This is a genomic window from Chryseobacterium sediminis, assembly GCF_008386505.1.
GTDB classification, from domain to species: Bacteria; Bacteroidota; Bacteroidia; order Flavobacteriales; family Weeksellaceae; genus Chryseobacterium; species Chryseobacterium sediminis.
On the sequence record NZ_VUNZ01000006.1, the window covers coordinates 48478 to 67775 of the forward strand.

The 19298-nt window shown below is 34.9% G+C and carries 8 protein-coding genes and 1 pseudogene; 8 read left to right on the top strand and 1 reads right to left on the bottom strand.

The window, feature by feature from the left end:
• Positions 1–3: 3 nt before the first annotated feature.
• From FW780_RS21130 to FW780_RS21175, 8 genes and pseudogenes are all read left to right on the top strand, one after another.
• Positions 4–10212 (top strand): SpvB/TcaC N-terminal domain-containing protein, encoded by a 10209-nt coding sequence (locus tag FW780_RS21130; RefSeq protein ID WP_149835575.1) that lies wholly within the window; start codon positions 4–6, stop codon positions 10210–10212.
• Between the two features lie 3 nt (positions 10213–10215).
• The gene (locus tag FW780_RS21135; RefSeq protein ID WP_149835576.1) at positions 10216–10824 is read left to right on the top strand and encodes a hypothetical protein; all 609 of its coding nucleotides are present in this window, start codon (positions 10216–10218) and stop codon (positions 10822–10824) included.
• Between the two features lie 384 nt (positions 10825–11208).
• Positions 11209–12477 carry a polymorphic toxin-type HINT domain-containing protein gene (locus FW780_RS21145; RefSeq protein ID WP_149835577.1) on the top strand — a complete coding sequence of 423 codons (1269 nt, stop codon included), beginning with the start codon at positions 11209–11211 and terminating at the stop codon, positions 12475–12477.
• Entirely contained in the window at positions 12477–12815 is a 339-nt protein-coding gene (locus tag FW780_RS21150; protein ID WP_149835578.1) for a hypothetical protein, read from the top strand. Before FW780_RS21145 ends, FW780_RS21150 begins: the two co-directional genes overlap by 1 nt.
• 373 nt (positions 12816–13188) lie before the next feature.
• A pseudogene (locus FW780_RS21160) lies at positions 13189–14046 on the top strand (RHS repeat-associated core domain-containing protein); the annotation flags it as partial.
• 19 nt (positions 14047–14065) lie between these two features.
• The gene (locus tag FW780_RS21165; protein ID WP_149835580.1) at positions 14066–14641 is read left to right on the top strand and encodes a hypothetical protein; all 576 of its coding nucleotides are present in this window, start codon (positions 14066–14068) and stop codon (positions 14639–14641) included.
• 285 nt (positions 14642–14926) lie between these two features.
• A complete protein-coding gene (locus FW780_RS21170) occupies positions 14927–15391 on the top strand; it encodes a hypothetical protein (RefSeq protein WP_149835581.1) in 465 nt (154 codons plus the stop codon).
• Positions 15392–15517: 126 nt separating this feature from the next.
• A complete protein-coding gene (locus FW780_RS21175) occupies positions 15518–16042 on the top strand; it encodes a thermonuclease family protein (RefSeq protein ID WP_149835582.1) in 525 nt (174 codons plus the stop codon).
• A gap of 158 nt (positions 16043–16200) precedes the next feature.
• On the opposite strand, the gene FW780_RS21180 is transcribed toward FW780_RS21175, so the two are convergent.
• Entirely contained in the window at positions 16201–19287 is a 3087-nt protein-coding gene (locus FW780_RS21180; RefSeq protein WP_149835583.1) for a T9SS type B sorting domain-containing protein, read from the bottom strand.
• Between the last annotated feature and the right edge of the window lie 11 nt (positions 19288–19298).

A 19298-nucleotide genomic window follows, 5' to 3' on the forward strand; every position in this document is an offset into this window, starting at 1 on the left:
ACCATGAAAATAAATACGGATCAATTTCCTGTTACCAAGAAGTCTTGTCTGTTGATAGTTTTCTTTGCGTTCATGTTTGTTTTTGCAAGCTTTACCAAAGAAGACAGGCAGAAGGTGCTGGGATTTAAAAAAGAACTTATAAGTAAATGGACTGATAAAAAAGTTGATTTACTTGATGAAAATGCAAAAGACACCTCTTTTAATCAATTAACACCATCCGAAGGATCGTCAAACAAAAATGTTTTAGGTGAAGATCATTCTATATTTTTAAATTCGGGAAATAAGAATTTAGAACATTCTGAATCTGAGAATAATAGTGGAGGTAATAATAGCAGTTTTTATCCATCAAAGGAAAGAGAAGGAACTATTGGTGCTTTCACAGATCAGGAAGAGGATGAAGTTTCTGATAATTTTTTTACAATTGATATTCCTTCTGTGGAAGAAAATGCAGTGGCTTATTTGGAATACGATTTATTTGGATTGGCCTCTCATGAATCTGTATCCAGATCTATCAATCATAATATTGCGATAGGAGGAGGAATTATTGTTCCAAGCACAAAATGGAGTCATCAGAAAGAGGCTATTAATTCGGAACTTATTAAAACAGGTTCCAATTCTATACTCTTTACCGCACCCACGGCTGGAGTAAAATACAAAGTGAAAAACCTACGTTTGGTTTTTGAGAAAGATAGAAAATCAAATATAAGCCCTATAGTAAGTTCTATACTTTCAGAAGACCAGTTGTATGTAAAAGGAAATATTGGATCTTTATCAGATGTCATAGTAAATAATGAAACTGTTGCTGTAAAGAAAGGTGAGTTTGAAAAAGTAATCAAACTTTCGGAAAAAAATAAGATAGATGGTTCATTCTCAATTACTGCAGGAGGTATGACCAGTATCTATAAAATTCCGGCTTCTACAAAGTCTTTCAAAGTAATTGATCATTATTATGCAAAATCAAAAGGGATTGAAGTTTCAAAAGATAAGGAATTTAGCATAAGCTATGAAGATGCAAATATTTCTATTGAGAAAGGAACATCAGAATCGGCTTATATAGAAGTACTGAAATTAAGGGAAAAAGATATACCGGCAGTATCTCAGGGACTTAAAAATGTAACCTTGAATAATGCGGCTTACAGATTTTCCGTAGTGTCAGGGAAGCTGGCGAAAAAAGCAAAAATTACCATTCCATATGATGTCAAAAGATTGGGATTGTTTTCTCCTAAAGACATTAAAATTTTCCATTTTGATTATGCCAAGAAACAATGGGTAGCAGACAAATCAGTTGTTGATGAGAAAAATAAAACGGTAATGGTAGAAGGAGATGGAGACCATGATTATATCAACGGAATTATTTCCGCTCCGGAATCTCCTCAAACAACAGCTTTTTCACCAACAAGTATCAGTGGATTGAAAGCCGCAGATCCTATGGCAGGAATGCAGCTGATGAATGCTCCTACAGCAAACCAAAAAGGTGATGCAAGTATGAATTATCCTATTAAAATCCCTGCAGGATTGGGAGGATTACAACCTTCTTTAGCAATAGGATACAACAGTGGAGCAGGTAATGGATGGATGGGTGAAGGATGGGATCTTCAGGGATTATCTGCGATCACAATAGATACCAGATGGGGAACACCTAAGTTTGGTGCCCAGGAAACGGAACTGTATACTTTAGATGGTGAAATGCTTGTTTATCCTAATGGTTACTTGCCACACAGACATAATAATACAAGTGAGACGTCTACAGATATTACAACAGCAAGGCAGGCACGTAATTCGACGGGAAAAAAGCAATTTTATCTCAGAAAAAACCATGATTTTACTCTTATAGAAAGAGAAGGGAATACTCCTTCTGATTATTCATGGATAGTAACTTCTACAGATGGTACTAAGAGTTATTATGGCGGAAGTGATAATTCTGTTATAAAAAATGACGAAGGCCAGATTGTTCATTGGGGATTAAGAATGGTAGAAGACAGTAATGGTAATAAAATGATGTTTACCTATCAGAAAAGCATATTGGATCTTGGATCAACTAATGCCCTAACCGGAGGAGTTTATTTTCTTATTCAAAAAATAACTTACGGAAAAAATCAGGATTACAGTGTTAATTTTATTGCTGAAACCGGGATTAGCAGAAAAGATATCAGTATCAATGCTAAACAGGGATTGAAAAGAGTGGAACCGTATCTTTTAAAATCTATTGATATAAAACATAAGACAGAAAAAATACGAACCTATGGAGCAGAATACGAAGATGGACAATTTAATAAAACAAGGTTAAAAAGATTATACAGTCAGGTATACAACATTAAGATTGTGAATCCGCTTCCTATTGTTGATGACTATTCTTTTGAATACTATAACCAGGTAGAAAATAATCAGATATTTGGACCTGATACTCAGGTGCAGGTACAGAATTCTGAAAATGTCTATAATGGACTGATCGAAAATATTCTGAAACCATCCAAAATCAATGGAAATATTTCCTCTGAAAATGGATTAAACTTCAGACCGGCTGCCGGCTTGAATTTCTTTTATTCTTCCAATGATGCATATGGACACCTGATGTTTGGATTCCCTTTTGGATATTCTACTGCTGAAGCAAAAAATGCACAGCAGCTTATTGATTTTAACGGAGACGGTATTCAGGATATGATCTACAGAACTTCTTCTGAACTGAAATTCAGTCAGGGAAAATTGGATCAGGACGGTCATTTATCTTTTTTACCAGCCAAACCCTTATTAAATTATAATAATAACTTTACCTATACCGAAACCAAGACCAACAATTCAGGATGGGATATGGGAGCTACAGTATACAGTAGATCCCAGATTAAATCTACATCCAGAGGAACCACATCTACCTATCTGATTGATGCCAATTCTGACGGTTTGGTTGATATTGTCAATAATGGACAGGTGTGGTTTAATAAATATAATAAGACTTCACAACAGCCTGAAATGACCATACATTCTGAATTTACAGAAAATATGGTAGTGAAGGACAAGCCAATTGCACCTCCGGTCTTACCACCGGACGATCCTATTGTTACTCCAGATATTCCAGCAGTACCTATTACTGATGTTGTAAAAGTATGGATAGCTTCACAGGATGGTTATATCACGATTAAAGATAATATATCTGTACCTTCTTATACTGGAGATCAGGGTGATTTACCCATAAAAATGTATTATTCGGTGGAAGCTCCTTACGCGTCTTCGGGTGCTTCTGTTAACACAAGAGTTTATCTTACTGAGCTTACCCCTGGTGGCCTGGCAAAAAATATTTCGATCTCGAAGTATAATGATTATTATACAGAGATGAATGCCATTTCACCGGGAAATAATACAGTATCCAATCAGGTAGGAGCTGCTAATACTTCCAACAGGATTTTTGTAAAAAGTGGGGAAAAGGTATATATAAGATTGCATAAAAGTATGACGAAAAATTTAGAGGTAAACTCTAATCCGGAAGTTATTTATGTTGATCCCACAACAGGATCCCCTTTGTCAAGCAAGTTTATATTTCAGGACCAGTTTAGGTTGAATAATGGAAATTATGGAAGTAACTTCCTTACCAATAATTTATTAACATCAGCATATCTGGATGGTACGGGGACAGCAAATATTACAGTGGAAAGTGTTAATTTTCCTAATAGTACAGATAGCTTTACCTTTAAAGTAATTGCTGAAAATGCAAATACCGGTGCAGTTACGGTACTTCATTCTTCCGAATACATTCAGTCATATGATCCTTTTAATACTGAAGCTTATACAGGTACTTTGAATGTGAATTCAAGTGAGCCTGTTTATTTGAAATTTATTGTAGAATCTGATTCTCATACATCATTCTTCAACAGCAACTGGAAAGATAAAATCAAAGTACATTATAATGCTGTTTCAAATAATAATGCATCAGTTAACTTAGATTTGTATCCGGTTGCTCAGTATCCTTCATATGCAGTAACACAACTAAGAGCAAGGATAGACATTAGAAATACTCAGGATAATCCTAATATCGTTAGTGGAAAAAGAGCTTTTGGTGTTCAGATAGACAAAAGTGTTACAAACTTTTCTACTCTTTCAACCGGAACGTTTTATTACGTAATCAAAATCGGATCAACGGTGATGGGGAAAAGAAAAGTAACCGTAGCTGCTAATGGAGCTAACTCCGTGATTAAAGAAGAGGATATGATTGGTGGATTTGATGTTCCGGGAATGAGTCCTATCAGCTTTTATAAGGGAGATTTAACAATACCAGAATTTGGTCAACCTCATCTTGTTAATATTCAGGTGTATTGTAAAACTGATGGTGATTACGCTTTATTCAATAAATATTCTCAATACTTCCAGGGGAAACCATTCAAAATTTATGGAAGTGGTGAGCTGATTACCTCTGTACCGCCAACTTCGGTAAATACAGCAATGTATAACCCAAAAACTGCTGTCTATAATAACTGGGGACAATTTTTATACAATCCGGGAATTATAGAAGGTTATACCTATGGAAAACCAATTGAAGCAGAAACTATGACTCCGGGTAATGTAGCTCAAAATACTTATCCACAATGTATTCAGCAGCCTCCTTTATCTGCAGAGGAGTTGGCTAAGTGTATTGATAACTTACCTAATGCGAATCCTAACACAGGAAATAATACAGTTTCCCAATTTGTTTCTCCTATGAAACCCTATAGTTCGCTGGTAAATACAGGAGGGAACTATACTGTTAAAAGCATTTGGGTGGGAGCCGGAGAGAATCAGTTCGCTTCTGCAGGTTCTTTCAAGGATGATGAAACTGTCAATTATTTCAATAATCCTATACCTAATACACCATCGGTAACACCTACTACTCTGGTGACAAAAGTACTTTCATTGGATACCACAATGAAGGCTATCAGTAGAAAACAGAGCAGCTACACCCGTAATACAACGAATACATTAAATGTATCAGTAGGAGGTGTAGGAATATCTGAAGCTGAATCAGAAACTGTACCTTGGGGAAAGGGAAGTATTGAAACTCAGACTTTCTCTGATATAAATGGAGACGGGTATCCTGATATGGTATATCCTGAGTCTATTCAAATGACAAACTCAGTCGGAAGTTTAGATGATATAAACCTGGTACCATCGGGAGGTTTTCCTACGGATTCCAATACCTATCAGAAGATGAATTCTCTGGGATTCTCTTATAACCTTTTTTCTGCTAGCGGAAGAATTAGTGTAAATGGTTTGTTGGGTACTACTTCAAAAGGAGATTCTTCTATGCCATGGTCTGGGTCTGGATCTGCTAGTGCAGGAGTTACTAAGTATTTTAACTCATTTGATTCAGGAAATAACTTTTGGATGGATATTAATGGTGATGGACTTCCTGACAGAGTGGTAAACGGAGGAGCAATAAACATGGGAGTAATGCTCAACTTAGGAAAAAAACTATCGGGGATGAAACCTGTTGAGAATATGATTACTTACAGATCTCACCCGATAGGAAGTGAAAATGTTTCTATAGGCGGAGGTTTAGGATCTTCAGCAAATATGGGTGCCTTGAGCAGCTTTGGATTTGGTATCAGTGCAAGCTTAGGCGGTTCAGCTTCAAAGGGGACTGCAGATGTTGTATATGAAGATATCAACGGAGATGGTTTAATTGATATTCTTGAGGTGAAAAATTGCGATCTATTGCCAGGTTGCACTAAATGGACCAATGTTCGCTATAATTTAGGACATAAATTTGATACAGCTGTTCCATTGCTTAAAACAGTAGGAAATGTAGATTTTACTGAAGAAAGTGGCTCATATAATGGCTATTTCTCTTTCGGAGGAAGCTTTATGGTGAACATAGGACCTATCCCGATTATTCCTCCTGTTCCGATTCTGAATCTTTTCATAAAAGTAGGGGCAGGAGCTACGGCCAACTTGGGGATCAATGTTTCTGATACTCAAAAGGCTTTCAGAGATATGAACGGAGATGGATTTGTAGATCTTGTAGTAGATAACAGTAATGGATTTACAGTTAACTATTCTTTGATTGGAAAAACCAATAAACTGAAATCTGTTACTCAAAACATAACCAAAGGGAAGTACACTATAGACTATCAGTTTACACAGCCGAACTATGAGGATCCACATGCAAAACTGGTGGTTAAAGAGGTTAAAATATTAAATCCGGATGTCTTTAGTACAGACTATACGCTTTCCAGTACAGAAAAAGATATTGTAACCCAATATAAATTTGAAAATTCCAGATATGACAGAAGAGAAAGAGATAATTTTGGTTTTGGAAAAGTAACACGTGAAGAAATAAATATTGATGGAAATCCTTACCGTAAAACTGAGGATACGTATTACAATACAAGTTATTTCTTAAACGGATTAATTAAACAAAGTAAAATCCTTTCGGGAAATGATGAGTTAATTTCCAAAGTGATCTATAACTATCGTTTATATAAATTTAAAGATAATACAACCAAAATAGACCCTAATTACTTAGCGGAAAGTTTTGATACCGGAGGAACAGAAGGTAGAAGAATGGCTACCGTTCTGTTGAATACAAAGATCAATACGAGATTTGAAAATGGTGGTGAAATAGAGACTACGGAAAAAATGGAGTATGATTACAATACCGGATTGGTTTCAAATTATACCTATACCAGCCCTACTAATTCCTATAAATCTGTGATCACTTATTGGACCGGGCTGAATAAAAATATGATCGCAGTACCAAAAGAGATCAATGTATATGACGGCACAGGATCTACTCTTTTAAGGAAGAGAAAAACCCAGGATGTAAACGCTAATACAGGGGATATCGGAAAATATATCGTATTTGATGGTTCTCAGGATATCATAACAGATTATACTTATGAACCTTCCGGTAATGTTAAAACGGTAACTTATCCGCCTGATGAATCACAAAACAGATATTCCATCTCCTACGAATATGATGATGAAACAGGTAAGTATGTAATAAGGACAACTGATGCCTTTGGATATATTTCCTTTGGACAGTATAATCTTTATTTGGATGTTTTAACAAAAAGTACGGATATAACAGGAAATGTAATACAATATGGATATGATGACTATGGAAGGCCTATATCCATCATTGAACCTTATAGCCCTGCAAATGTTTCTACAATAACTCACTCTTATTATTATGACCATTATGGTATGCCGAGTTCGGATCAGAATATTAAAATATTCCGTGCCAGAACCTCTCATTATGATGCAGACCATCCGAATAACCTGATTAATACAGATTCTTACTCAGATTTTATGGGAAGAGTAATACAGGTGAAGAAAGATATTGATGTAAGTGGTGTGGAAAAAAGATCTGTTTCAGGAAGAGGAGTATTTGATGTATTCGGAAGAACAATAGAACAGTATCATCCGGTACAGGAAGATCAGATGACAGATAATCTTAACCTGTCAGTTGCTCAGAACGTAGTAAGAACCAGTTATGATCATTCAGACAGGATTAACAGTATGAAGGATGAAGATGGGGTGATGAAGAATCTTACCTATCAGATTGAAGGAAACCTGCTTAAAACTACAGAAGAGTTTGATGTTATGAAGACGGAAACCTTTGCTAACGCAGAAGGACAGGTTGTTGAGAAGATAAATTACCTGAATAGTGATCCGCTGTCTACAAAATTTGAATACAATACAATAGGTGAACTGCTTATGGTAACTGATCCGCAAGGTATTAAGACGACCTATAAGTATAACCTTGCCGGAAGAAGAACAGAAATGTTGCACCCTGATAAAGGGCAGACTACTTATGAATATGATACCGCTGGACATCTGATCAGATTTGTAACTCCAAATCTTGTTAATGATCCTAATATACAGAGTCATTTTATCCATTATAAATATGATAAGAACAGACTGACAGATATTATACTTCCTGACCTTCCAAGCGGAGTTACTAATCCTAATAACGTTCATTACGATTATATGCCTGCCAATTCAGGAAATAATTCCGGAAGGATTACAACAAAAACAGATGGAACAGGGTATACTACTTACAATTATGGTAAGCTGGGTGAAGTAATATCGGAAACCCGTAGGATATTCGGATACAGTATTCCAACGATGGAGTTTAAAACGGATTATATCTATGACAGCTGGAACCGTCTTAAAAAACTGACGTATCCGGATGGAGAGCAGCTTACTTACAGTTATGACCTGGGAGGGAATCTTAAAACGGTAACCAACGGAAGTTATAATTATATTCAGAATATCAAATATAACCTTTATGAGCAGAGAACAGCAGCGAACTATGGAAATGGAACAAGAACAGATTATTCATATATTGCTACCAACAGAAGGTTAGATCACTTTGGGTTATGGAGCAATTCCAATGCATTTTTATCCAACAGCTATGAATATGATAAGAGAGGAAATATTATCCGCCTTGCCAATGATGTAGGCGTAACTCCGAATCAAATGGGAGGTACCTATGCTTTCAAATATGGGTATGATACCTTAAACAGATTGATTGGTACGGAAAGTGATATGGGACTTAATGATAAAGGAGGAACTCCTACAACTCCTAATACTTCTCCATATGCGCAAAGTAACTCACATTTTGAGCTTAGGAAGGTTATGTATAACGAAAGTGGAGGGATTGTATTGAAGGAGCAGGTGCATCAGATCGATCAGCAGCCGGAACCACTGAATACCTACTCTAATAACTATAAGTATATTCCGGAAACCCATAAAGTAAAGTCAATTATTGACGGTAATATTAGCGGGACACAACAGCTTTTTGCCTATGATGAAAATGGGAATACTATTGAGCATGTTGATGAATTTGGTTCTAAGCATATGTTCTGGGATGAACAGGATCGTTTAAAAGCTTTTTACAGTGATGATTCTGGTGTATACCAATATTATGCATACGACGACAAAGGAGAAAGAACGATAAAGTACAATCTTCATGGAAGTTCTCAGTTATATCAGAATGGAGAATTGGTAGATCCGGGTAGCTTAAGCTTAACTGACTATACATTGTATCCTAATCCATATGTAACGGTATCCTTAAACGGGCAGTATACCAAACATTATTTTGAAGGATCAACCCGTTTTGCAAGCAGGGTGATGGATGGAAGCAATATTTTTGTTCCATTAAACCTCAGAGCTTCTGATCAGGGAACAACAATGAAAGAACCTGACCCTTCTGTTGATTTTAAAACATACCTTGAAAAAGCAGGAGTAGGCGATATTTCAGCAGAGCTGAATACTTTAAACGGACCAACCAGCCAGTTAGGATTATACTATTTGCATAATGACCATTTAGGAACAGCAACATTTGTTACCAATTCCAGCGCTCAGAGTACGCAGTTTTTCTTAAATTTACCATTCGGAGAAACGATGTTGGAGCAGAGAACAGGAGTATATGATAACCCATATAAGTTCAATGCAAAAGAACTGGATAGAGAAACAGGGCTGTATTATTACGGAGCAAGATATTATAACCCGAGAGCGAGTATCTGGTATGGGGTGGATCCGTTAGCTGTACATAATCCTGTGATGGAAACAGAATTTTATGGAGAAGGAGAACATAACGATGGAGTATATTTTTGGGGAAATCTAAATCCTTATATTTATACCTACCAAAATCCTATTAAATATGTTGATCCAAATGGAAAGCAAACAGTTTCTTTACCTCTTTTAGGAGGGGCCCGAATAATTGTTTTAGGGACAGGGGGCTTTGTAAGTGGAGTTGCAGGAGGAGTTTTTGGAGGATTAGTAGCCGCAGGATATGGAGCCTTGCAACAACAAAAAATTTTTCAGCAACAAAGAGGATATGAATTTAGCAGACTTTCACATCAGGAAGAAAAAGAAAAACTATTACAAGAAAGTTTTCCTGTAGCAGAACAAGATAATTTAACAATTAAAGATTTTCCTGCGGCAATAAAACAAAAGATTACTATTTTAAATACAGATCATTCTAAAAATGACAAGAAAAAAGTAAATAGTGCCGAAGTAGGTGATATAGTCCAAACCCCAGATTCTCATCCACAAAACTTTAATAAAAAAGGAAAAAATTATACTAATAACAAAACAAATGAAATTTGGCAGAAGAGCACTACAGAACATAGTGGTGAAAAAGAATGGAAAGTTGGGATTGGAAGAAACGAGCCAACAAAAAGTAAAAAAATAACAGTAACTTCTAGTGATAGCAAGATCTTAAAAAAGAACTTATAAATTATGAATAAAAATGAAGTTTATAATTTTTTATCTAATATACTGGACAGTAATTTAGATAATCCTATAAAAATTGACAATCCTTTTTTTTTAAGTACAATTTTTTGGGACGAAAATTTTGTAGCAGACTACTCGGAAAAATATGAAGCTACAGTTGATTTTTTTAAGTTGCATTTTCAAAAATATTTTGATGAAATAATTGTTGTTACTTCGCTTTATATTGATTACAAAAAACTAAAGTATAAAACACTGGAATATAATTTAAGCTCAAAAGGATATATTTTACCAATTTTAGAGAATGTATTTGATGATAATCTAGAAAATATTAATGATTCAATTTTTTCTGAAATAAGTTCTAGTTTTAGATGTTTTAAGAATTGTCAATATCAGGATATTTTAGATCTATCCTTTTTGATGATGGGATCAGATATATTGCCAGAAGATTCGGGTTATTTATTTTTTGTTTTGCCAAAACATAATTTAATAATATATCCCCATTCAGATATAGGATATGGTGCTTTTTGTTTAAGTTTATTTACCGAAACAAGTTTATGGACAGAATTTGAAAAAGGATCTAAAGAAAAGTTTAAATTAATAAAAAGGAAACTATAAGTATCCCTAATAATTTTAAAAGACCTCGCAAAACGCGAGGTTTTTTAATTAAAAAGCCCCACTAACCCCTATATTTGTTCTATGAAACGATTAATGCTGCTGTACCTGCCTTTCCCTGTATTCCTATTCTCACAGGCTACTGGAAAAGTGATCAAAATTTCAGACGGAGATACCATTCTTTACTGCTAAAAGGCAATCATCAAAAAAAAATCAGATTGGCTGAAGTCGATTGTTCGGAAAAGAGAAAAGGAGCTTTGCTTCGTAAAAAATAATAATGAGTGTTAGAATTATATTGCTTGGTGATCATTTACGAACAGTTAATTATATAACAATACGGGTGATTAGACGTCTCAGTTTTTCTTAAATTTACCATTCGGAGAAACGATGCTGGAGCAGAGAACAGGAGTATATGATAACCCATATAAGTTCAACGCAAAAGAACTGGATAGAGAAACCGGGCTGTATTATTACGGAGCAAGATATTATAACCCGAGAGCGAGTATCTGGTATGGGGTGGATCCGTTGGCTGTTTACAATCCGGCGATGGAGACTGAGTTTTACGGTGAAGGACAGCATAATGGAGGAGTATTTTATTGGGGTAACCTAAATCCTTATATTTATACATATCAGAATCCGATTAAGTATGTTGATCCTAATGGTAAACAGACACTAAGCTGGAATATTTATGGAGATAATCCTCAGACAAGATCTCAGGTTGCTGGTGAGTATTTAGAATTGTCTAAAAATATTAATATGGCTTCCTTTGCGTTAGCAGACACATTTTTAACCAGAGGTTTGGGAACTAAGATTATGATTGCTTACGCTAGTGGAGAAGCAGCTCATAGTATGCAGATGCAGACTCATTGGCGAGATAAAGGCAATGAGGCTCAGGCAAAAAAATATGAACAGGAAGGAGCAGAAGCTACTAAAGAATTAGTGGTTTTTGGGGGAGTATCTGCTGTAGGAAAAATTGCAAAAAGTATGCAGTCTTTCGGACAAATTCTATGTTTTGTAAAAGGAACATTGATTAAAGTGTCAGGAGGATATAAAAAGATCGAAGATATAAAGATTGGAGATGAAGTTCTATCTTATAATCTACAAACAAAGAAAACTGAATTTAAAAAAGTAAATGAAGTAAGTGAAAATTTATCACGTGACTTGATGGAAATTACTACTCATAATGAGATAATTTTATCAACTCCTGAACATCCCTTTTATATTGGAGCAAAATGGGTTAAGGCTTCAGATATTAAACCAGGCAATTTATTATCGAATTATAAAGGTGAATATATTCAAGTAACTTCAATAAAAAAAGTAAAAAAATTAAATTATGTCTATAATTTTATAGTAGAAGATAACCATAATTATTTTGTTACTAATTCATCTATTTTAGTGCATAATGGAGGACCATGTGATATTGCTTGGAAAAAAGTTATGAATTCTAAAGAAGTTATTAAACAATTGGAAAAAAATGGATTTGAAGAAGTTGCCCAAGCAGGAAGTCATAAGAAATTTAAATATCCAGGTTCAGAACTATACGTTACTGTTGCTGACCATGGTAAAAAAGACATTCCAAAAGGCACTCTATCAAATATCAAGAAACAGGTTAATAGTATAATTGATGATGTTACTAAGAAAGAAATTAAAAAATAATGAAAGATATATTTGAATTTAAAATTTTAATTAATGGACATAAATTTGATACTTATGAAATAAATAGTTTTATTGCTTTTGTAGAAGAGCATTCTATTTACTGGGGAGGAGGTTATAGTAGTAATGAGATAAATGGGGGGGTGTATGCTGATAAAAATATTATAATTAATATTAATGATTTTATTAAAGAATTTGTAACTTTTTTTTTAAATCTTAAGATAAGTATTGATAGAATTGAAATTAATATTGAATATTTCTATTTCCAATATTTTGAGTATAGTAATTTTATGAAAGCTTACCCTTCATTGCCAATAAGTATTGGTCACTGGCAAATATAAGTAGGTCTTATAAAAACCTCGCAAACGCGAGGTTTTTTCATTTTTAATAACGGCTAATTCCTATATTTGCCCCATGGAACGATTAATGGTGTTGTACGTGCTTTTCCCTGTATTCGTATTCTCACAGATTACCGGAAAAGTGATCAAAATTTCAGACAGAGATACCATTTTTTACTGCTAAAAGGCAATCATCAAAAAAAAATCAGACTGGCTTAAGTCGATTGTTCGGAAAAGAGAAAAGGAGCTTTGCTTCGTAAAAAATAATAATGAGTGTTAGAATTATATTGCTTGGTGATCATTTACGAACAGTTAATTATATAACAATACGGGTGATTAGACGTCTCAGTTTTTCTTAAATTTACCATTCGGAGAAACGATGTTGGAGCAGAGAACAGGAGTATATGATAACCCATATAAGTTCAATGCAAAAGAACTGGATAGAGAAACAGGGCTGTATTATTACGGAGCAAGATATTATAACCCAAGAGCTAGTATTTGGTATGGGGTAGATCCACTAGCGGAGAAGTATCCGAGCTGGAGTCCGTATGCATATTGTGGAAACAACCCTATTAATTACATTGATCCTGATGGAAATTTTAGATTACCAGCAAATGCTACGAGAGAGGAAAGAGCATTATATACAGCGGCAATAAAAACTATAAAAGCGGTGTTTCGAGATTCAGAATTTCGGAAAGAGTTTAAAGAGAAATTTGGTGTAGATGATAAAATGATACGGAAAATGCTCAGAGATGGAGATGGGCCCACTGTTATAATGAATAAAAGTATACAACATTTGGCGCAATTTGATCCAGAGAATCCCGATGTTATTACAATAGATTCTGGCGTAGTAAATACGGTTTCAAAAAATAAAGGAAATAAAAAGTATATTGATAATTTAGCAGAAATAATAATTCATGAAGGTGGTCATTGGGCAGACTATGCAATTGACCATCATTCCAAGGAATCTGAACCACTTTTTAAGACGAGTTTTAAATCAAAAAGTGGTATTGGAGATGTAGGAGATAATTGGGAAACTGTTTATTTTGGAACAGATACTCAATTTTCTGCTTCTGATCGTGACATAATTACTGAAAAGTTTGATGGAATTAGGAGGAATAATGCTGCAAAAGATTTTAGGAAACAACGTGAAATCAGGGACTTAAAATCACAAAAAATGCCATCTATTTATAAAAAACCAAAAGATAATTTGCGAGTAAGACCATGTTATTAACCCAAAATCCCTAAATAATATGAATTTTAAAACTAAAATAGTTATAATTTTATTATCCTCTTTATTACTTACGAATTGTAAGGAGGAATTGAAAAAATGTGTAAGCCAATCTACCGATACTAATGTAAAACTATATAATGATTTAACAGATCAGTTGATATTTTATTATTTTGGAGATAATTATTTAGGTGAAAAAAAATATTTTGATAGTTTAAGAGTAGCTTGGCTTAAAAATAGTGATGATAAATATGGCGAAGAGAGGACAAAAGCTCATAACAACCTTTTTAATAATCCTGAAAAATTTTGCAATTTGTATATAGATTCTACTAAAAATAAAAATATATATTTCTGGACAGATAATACCGAAGTTTATTTAAAACGCATAAAAAGAACGAAGGATTCTTTTAAAAACTTTTCTAATAGTCCAGATATTAAAAATTTAAGCATACGAAGTTCTATAAAAGCAAATCAATTTAATTTGTGTACCGCAAAAGTATTAGATCTGGCAGAGTATGATAAACATACAAATGAATGTGAGATAGGTGTTGTCTATTTTTCAGAGATTGTATTTGATCCTTCTAAAAAAGAGCATTAGTATTTGTTGAACATTATTTTAAAAATTATCTGCATAGAGCCTTTGTATTTGAACTAATATTGCATGATAATTATTGGGAAATAGAAGATTCTATGTTAGTGTCAACTTCCTAATTTCCGGCTATTTACGCGATGGCTCCCCGCTGCGCAAAATCTCCCTACTTTGAGGTGAAAAAAATCAAATAACTTAATTCAATATTAAAAAAAACCTTGCAAAATGCGGGGTTTTTAATTAAACAAGAATTACTAATTCCTATTTTTGCCGAATGAAAAGATTTAAGTAACTATGGAGAATGTTTTTTTTGATTATAAAATAGATTTAATAACAATCAAAGAGGAAAGTAAAGTAGATTTTAAAGCTTTTGAAATTCATGATTTAAAGAGTTTTTTTAATGGAAAAATATTTGTGTTTTTTCAATATAAAAGTAAAAGAAATTTTATAATACTTGAGACAGGTATTATAGACTATATTTTGCAATTTGATGATTTGATTTTATCTATTGAAAAAGGAATTTATAAGACTTTTACGATCTCTTGTGATTATTATAGTAATAATTTTATATATGAGTATTCAAATGTTAATAACAGTCTAATTATTAATGAAGGGAATGCTGATTTATATACAATATCTTGTAATTATGCTGATTTTAAAAAAGCATACTTGAAATTTAGGAAAAGGGCATTGCGTGAATTAAATGTTTTATATCCGGATTTAATTAATAATAAGGTCTTTAACGAGCATTTTTCATAAGAGCTAGTCTTACCAAAAAAAATCTTCTGACTTTGAGGAAAAATGATAGAAATTCTTAAAGCTAAAAATCTCGCAAAACGCGAGGTTTTTTAATTTGTAATGACGACTAATCCCTATATTTGCTGAATGAAACGATTAATGTTGGCGTACCTGTTTTTCCCTGTATTTCTATTCTCACAGACTACCGGAAAAGTGATCAAAATTTCAGACGGAGATACCATTACTTTACTGCTGAAAGGCAATCAGCAAAAAAAAATCAGACTGGCCGAAGTTGATTGTCCGGAAAGCGGACAGGCATTTGGGAAAAATGCGAAACAGTTTACCTCTGCTCAGGTATTCGGGAAAACGGTAAGCTTTATTGAAACGAATACAGACCGCTACGGGAGATCTATTGCAAAGGTTTATTATGATGATGGAAAATATCTTTCCAAAGAGCTTATCAAAGCAGGAATGGGATGGTGGTATTTTTCTTACTCCAAAGATGCTTCTCTAGGTAAAATTCAGGAAAATGCTAAAAATAAAAAAGCCGGTCTTTGGCAGGATATTAATGCTGTTGCTCCATGGGATTACCGTAAAATGAAACGTGAGCTTAGAAATAATAAGAAAATCGAGGCTGCTAAAACCGGACCAAAAGCAAAAGGAGTAGCATAACTACTTGGGTAAAAAACTTGAAGGTATGCTAATTGATGTCTATTCCAGCATTTGAAATATTCTGATGTGATATTAAAAAAATAAAACTGTCTCAAAAAATGAGACAGTTTCTGTGAACAAAAAGTATTACAACCCTAACAAGAGTGTTGTATTTTGATTTAATTTCTATTTTTTACCAGAATCCATCCAGTATAAGAAACCAGTTTTTGAGTATCAGGATCTATCCACTTTATTTCATACCAGTACGTACCGCTGTTTACGGGAGTACCGCCGATAGTACCGTCCCATCTGAAATTATTGTTTTTCTCAGAAGAATGAATAAGCTGTCCGTATCGGTTGAAGATCCCAAACTTTAAATCCTTCAGATATGCCAGTTCAGAATAATCCAATGTATCATTGATACCGTCATTGTTGGGAGTGATTGCGTTGATAAGATTCGGGACCAGAATCTGTACTTCTACAGGGCGACAGTTGTTAGCATCTTTTACATAGAAAATATTTTTACCTCGTGGAAGATCTGTAAAGACATTAGAATTCTGCCATGTCATTCCATCCCTTGAATACTGATAAGGAGGTGCGCCACCTTCTACTGTAAGGGTTACCGTGTTTCCTGTAGTTTCTATCTTCTTTACTTTTGGAACAGGAACAGACATTACTTTTACAAATTGCTTGGTTTCACAGCCATTAGAAGTCAGGATTACCCAATAATTACCTATAGAAGCAATAATAGAAGGAGTAGTAGCTCCTGTACTCCATAGATAAGATGTATAACCTGGTCCTGCATCCAGCGTAATACGTGCATCAGGGCATATATATTGATCCGTCAAAAGAGGTGAAGGTTTAGGAGGAATTACAGTTAAAGTAATTTTAGCAAAATCAAAACATCCGTTGGCTGTGATTACTTTCACAAATACTGTGGTATTGGAAGACGTATAAGCCGTTGGAGTTGTGATTTCATTTGTTCCGTTCATCGCATCATTCAATGTCGGATAGTATTTTTTAGTCACGGGATTGGTAGTTGTGACAAGTGCTGTTGTTAGGTTGAAGGTTCCGGTATTGGGATTACTAAGAATAAAACATCCTGTAAGTGTAGTATCCTGTACATTGGGCTTCGGATAAAACTGGAGTGTTATTTTTGCATTAGCAGTACATCCTTCTACTGTTGTTACTTTTACATACACTGTGGCATTTGCCCCAGAGGGGTAAGCATTAGCGGGAATAATTTCATTGGTTCCTGCATTTAGATCTGCCAAAGTAGGATAATATTTTCTGGTGGCAGTAGCCGGACCTCCTACAGCAGCTGTAGTAAGATCAAAAATACCCGTTCCGTTGGTTTCACAGCTTTTGACAGTAGTATTTGTTAGAATAAGAGGTTGAACAGTGATATTTACTTTTACCTGTTCACAATCCGTAAAATCCGGATCATTTCCACAGAATTTATAAGTGAAAGTATCAGTGGTTGTTCCTGTATTGGCCGTATAGGTAAGAATTCCTGTCGTTGTATTAACTGTTAAAGTTCCATTTGCGGGAGGAGTAATAATCTGTACAGTTCCCGGTACCGGAGTCTGTGTAGAATTTGTAAATGCAGGAGTAATAGCTGTAGGAGTACCTGCGCTGCAGACATTCATTGGTTTTACAGTGTTCGCCAGACAGGTGTATACTTTGTAAGGGTAAGTTGTAAGAGGGGTACATGTACTTTTAGTAATGGATACCGTATAATTTCCTGCCTGAGTGGGAGTGTAGGTATTGTTGTTGGCTCCTGGAATAGGATTTCCATTGAGATTCCATTGATAGTGGTCAAAACCGCTTTCCACCTCTAAAACAATTCCCGGAATACATTCCCCTGAAGATTTACTGATCACCGGAATAGAATTGAATCCTGCAAAATATCCTCCATAGCCCAGATTTCCACTGCCTCCGATAATACCAGCTGTGACAGCTTTGGTGGAAGTTACGGTAACATTTCCGGAAATATTGGGAATAGAATAAGAAACCCAGTTCGGGGTTCCGGTTACAGGAAAAGGTCCTTGTGCAACAGGAGGAGTTACTCCGTTTACTGTTACTCCGGCTCCGGTCTGTGTCAGAATATTAAGCTTTACAGAAAGCGGAGGGTAGAAAGTTGTGTAATAAGGCATTTCTCCTATTTTTCCTATCTCATCAATAACGGTAGGAAGAAAACAGTTTAAAGGTGGAATATAATTGAACCCTTCTGTCGCATCATTATCTGCAATACCCGAAAGGAGTTGATAAACATACACATTTTTTGATGCTTTGACATACATATTGAGATGAGATGGTCCGTTAACGATATAATTCATCGCACTGACACGGTAATATTGTCCTTCGTTCAGAGTAGCAACAGGAGTAGGATTGTTGTTAAGTCTGATTTCCGTATTGTTTTCAGTAGCAACAATGATAGCGCCTTCAATTTCAGGAAGAAGATTGCCCATTCCTTTGATAAGGACAAATTCCTGACCCAGACGTTCTACAGGAACAGACTGATCCATCACGATATCCTCTCCGTAATAAGGGGGTGCCATTCCAAACTGACCATGATAATTTCCGTTAGTTACTGATACAGGTTTGGTAGATTCTATTTTAGCACCGATAAAACCATCCTTATTTCCCGGTTTATTGGCAAATCCTGCAAATATATAAGATTGGCCTTTATTAAGAGTAATTGTAATACTGGGATGGGTAAGTCCGTTGAAGTTATTATAAAACCAGGTAGTCATCGCATACCCGGAAACTTTAACTTGGGTATTATCCTCCGTAGCCAAGATACCACAGGTGAAGTTCTGACTGATCTGGTTATTCATCAATGGTGAATATACCGCATAAAACTTGGTTCCAATTCCGGCCTTTCCCTTGGATGTCAAAATTTCCCCGTGATTGATTTCCGAAAACCTGTAGGTTGCAAAGAAAGGTAAATCACCATGAAGGTAGAGACCTCTTGTTTTTACACTCATGGCATCGGTTGTATTCTGACCCGTCATCAGGTTCCATGGAACATCAAAAGTCTGTGGATTTCCTTTACTGATAGTAACAGTTCCTATTACCGTATTATTATTGTAAATCGTAACGGGAAAAGGAGTAGTACTATCCGTAGAAAGATACAGTGCCTGTTTGGGTGAACCGTTTGAAGAACTTGCGACCATAGGAGCAAACCAGTGATCTGTATCCCGCTGTGCATAAACAGTAGAAGATAAGAGTAACAGAATAAAAATAAATAAGATCCTTTTCATAAATTTTAAGG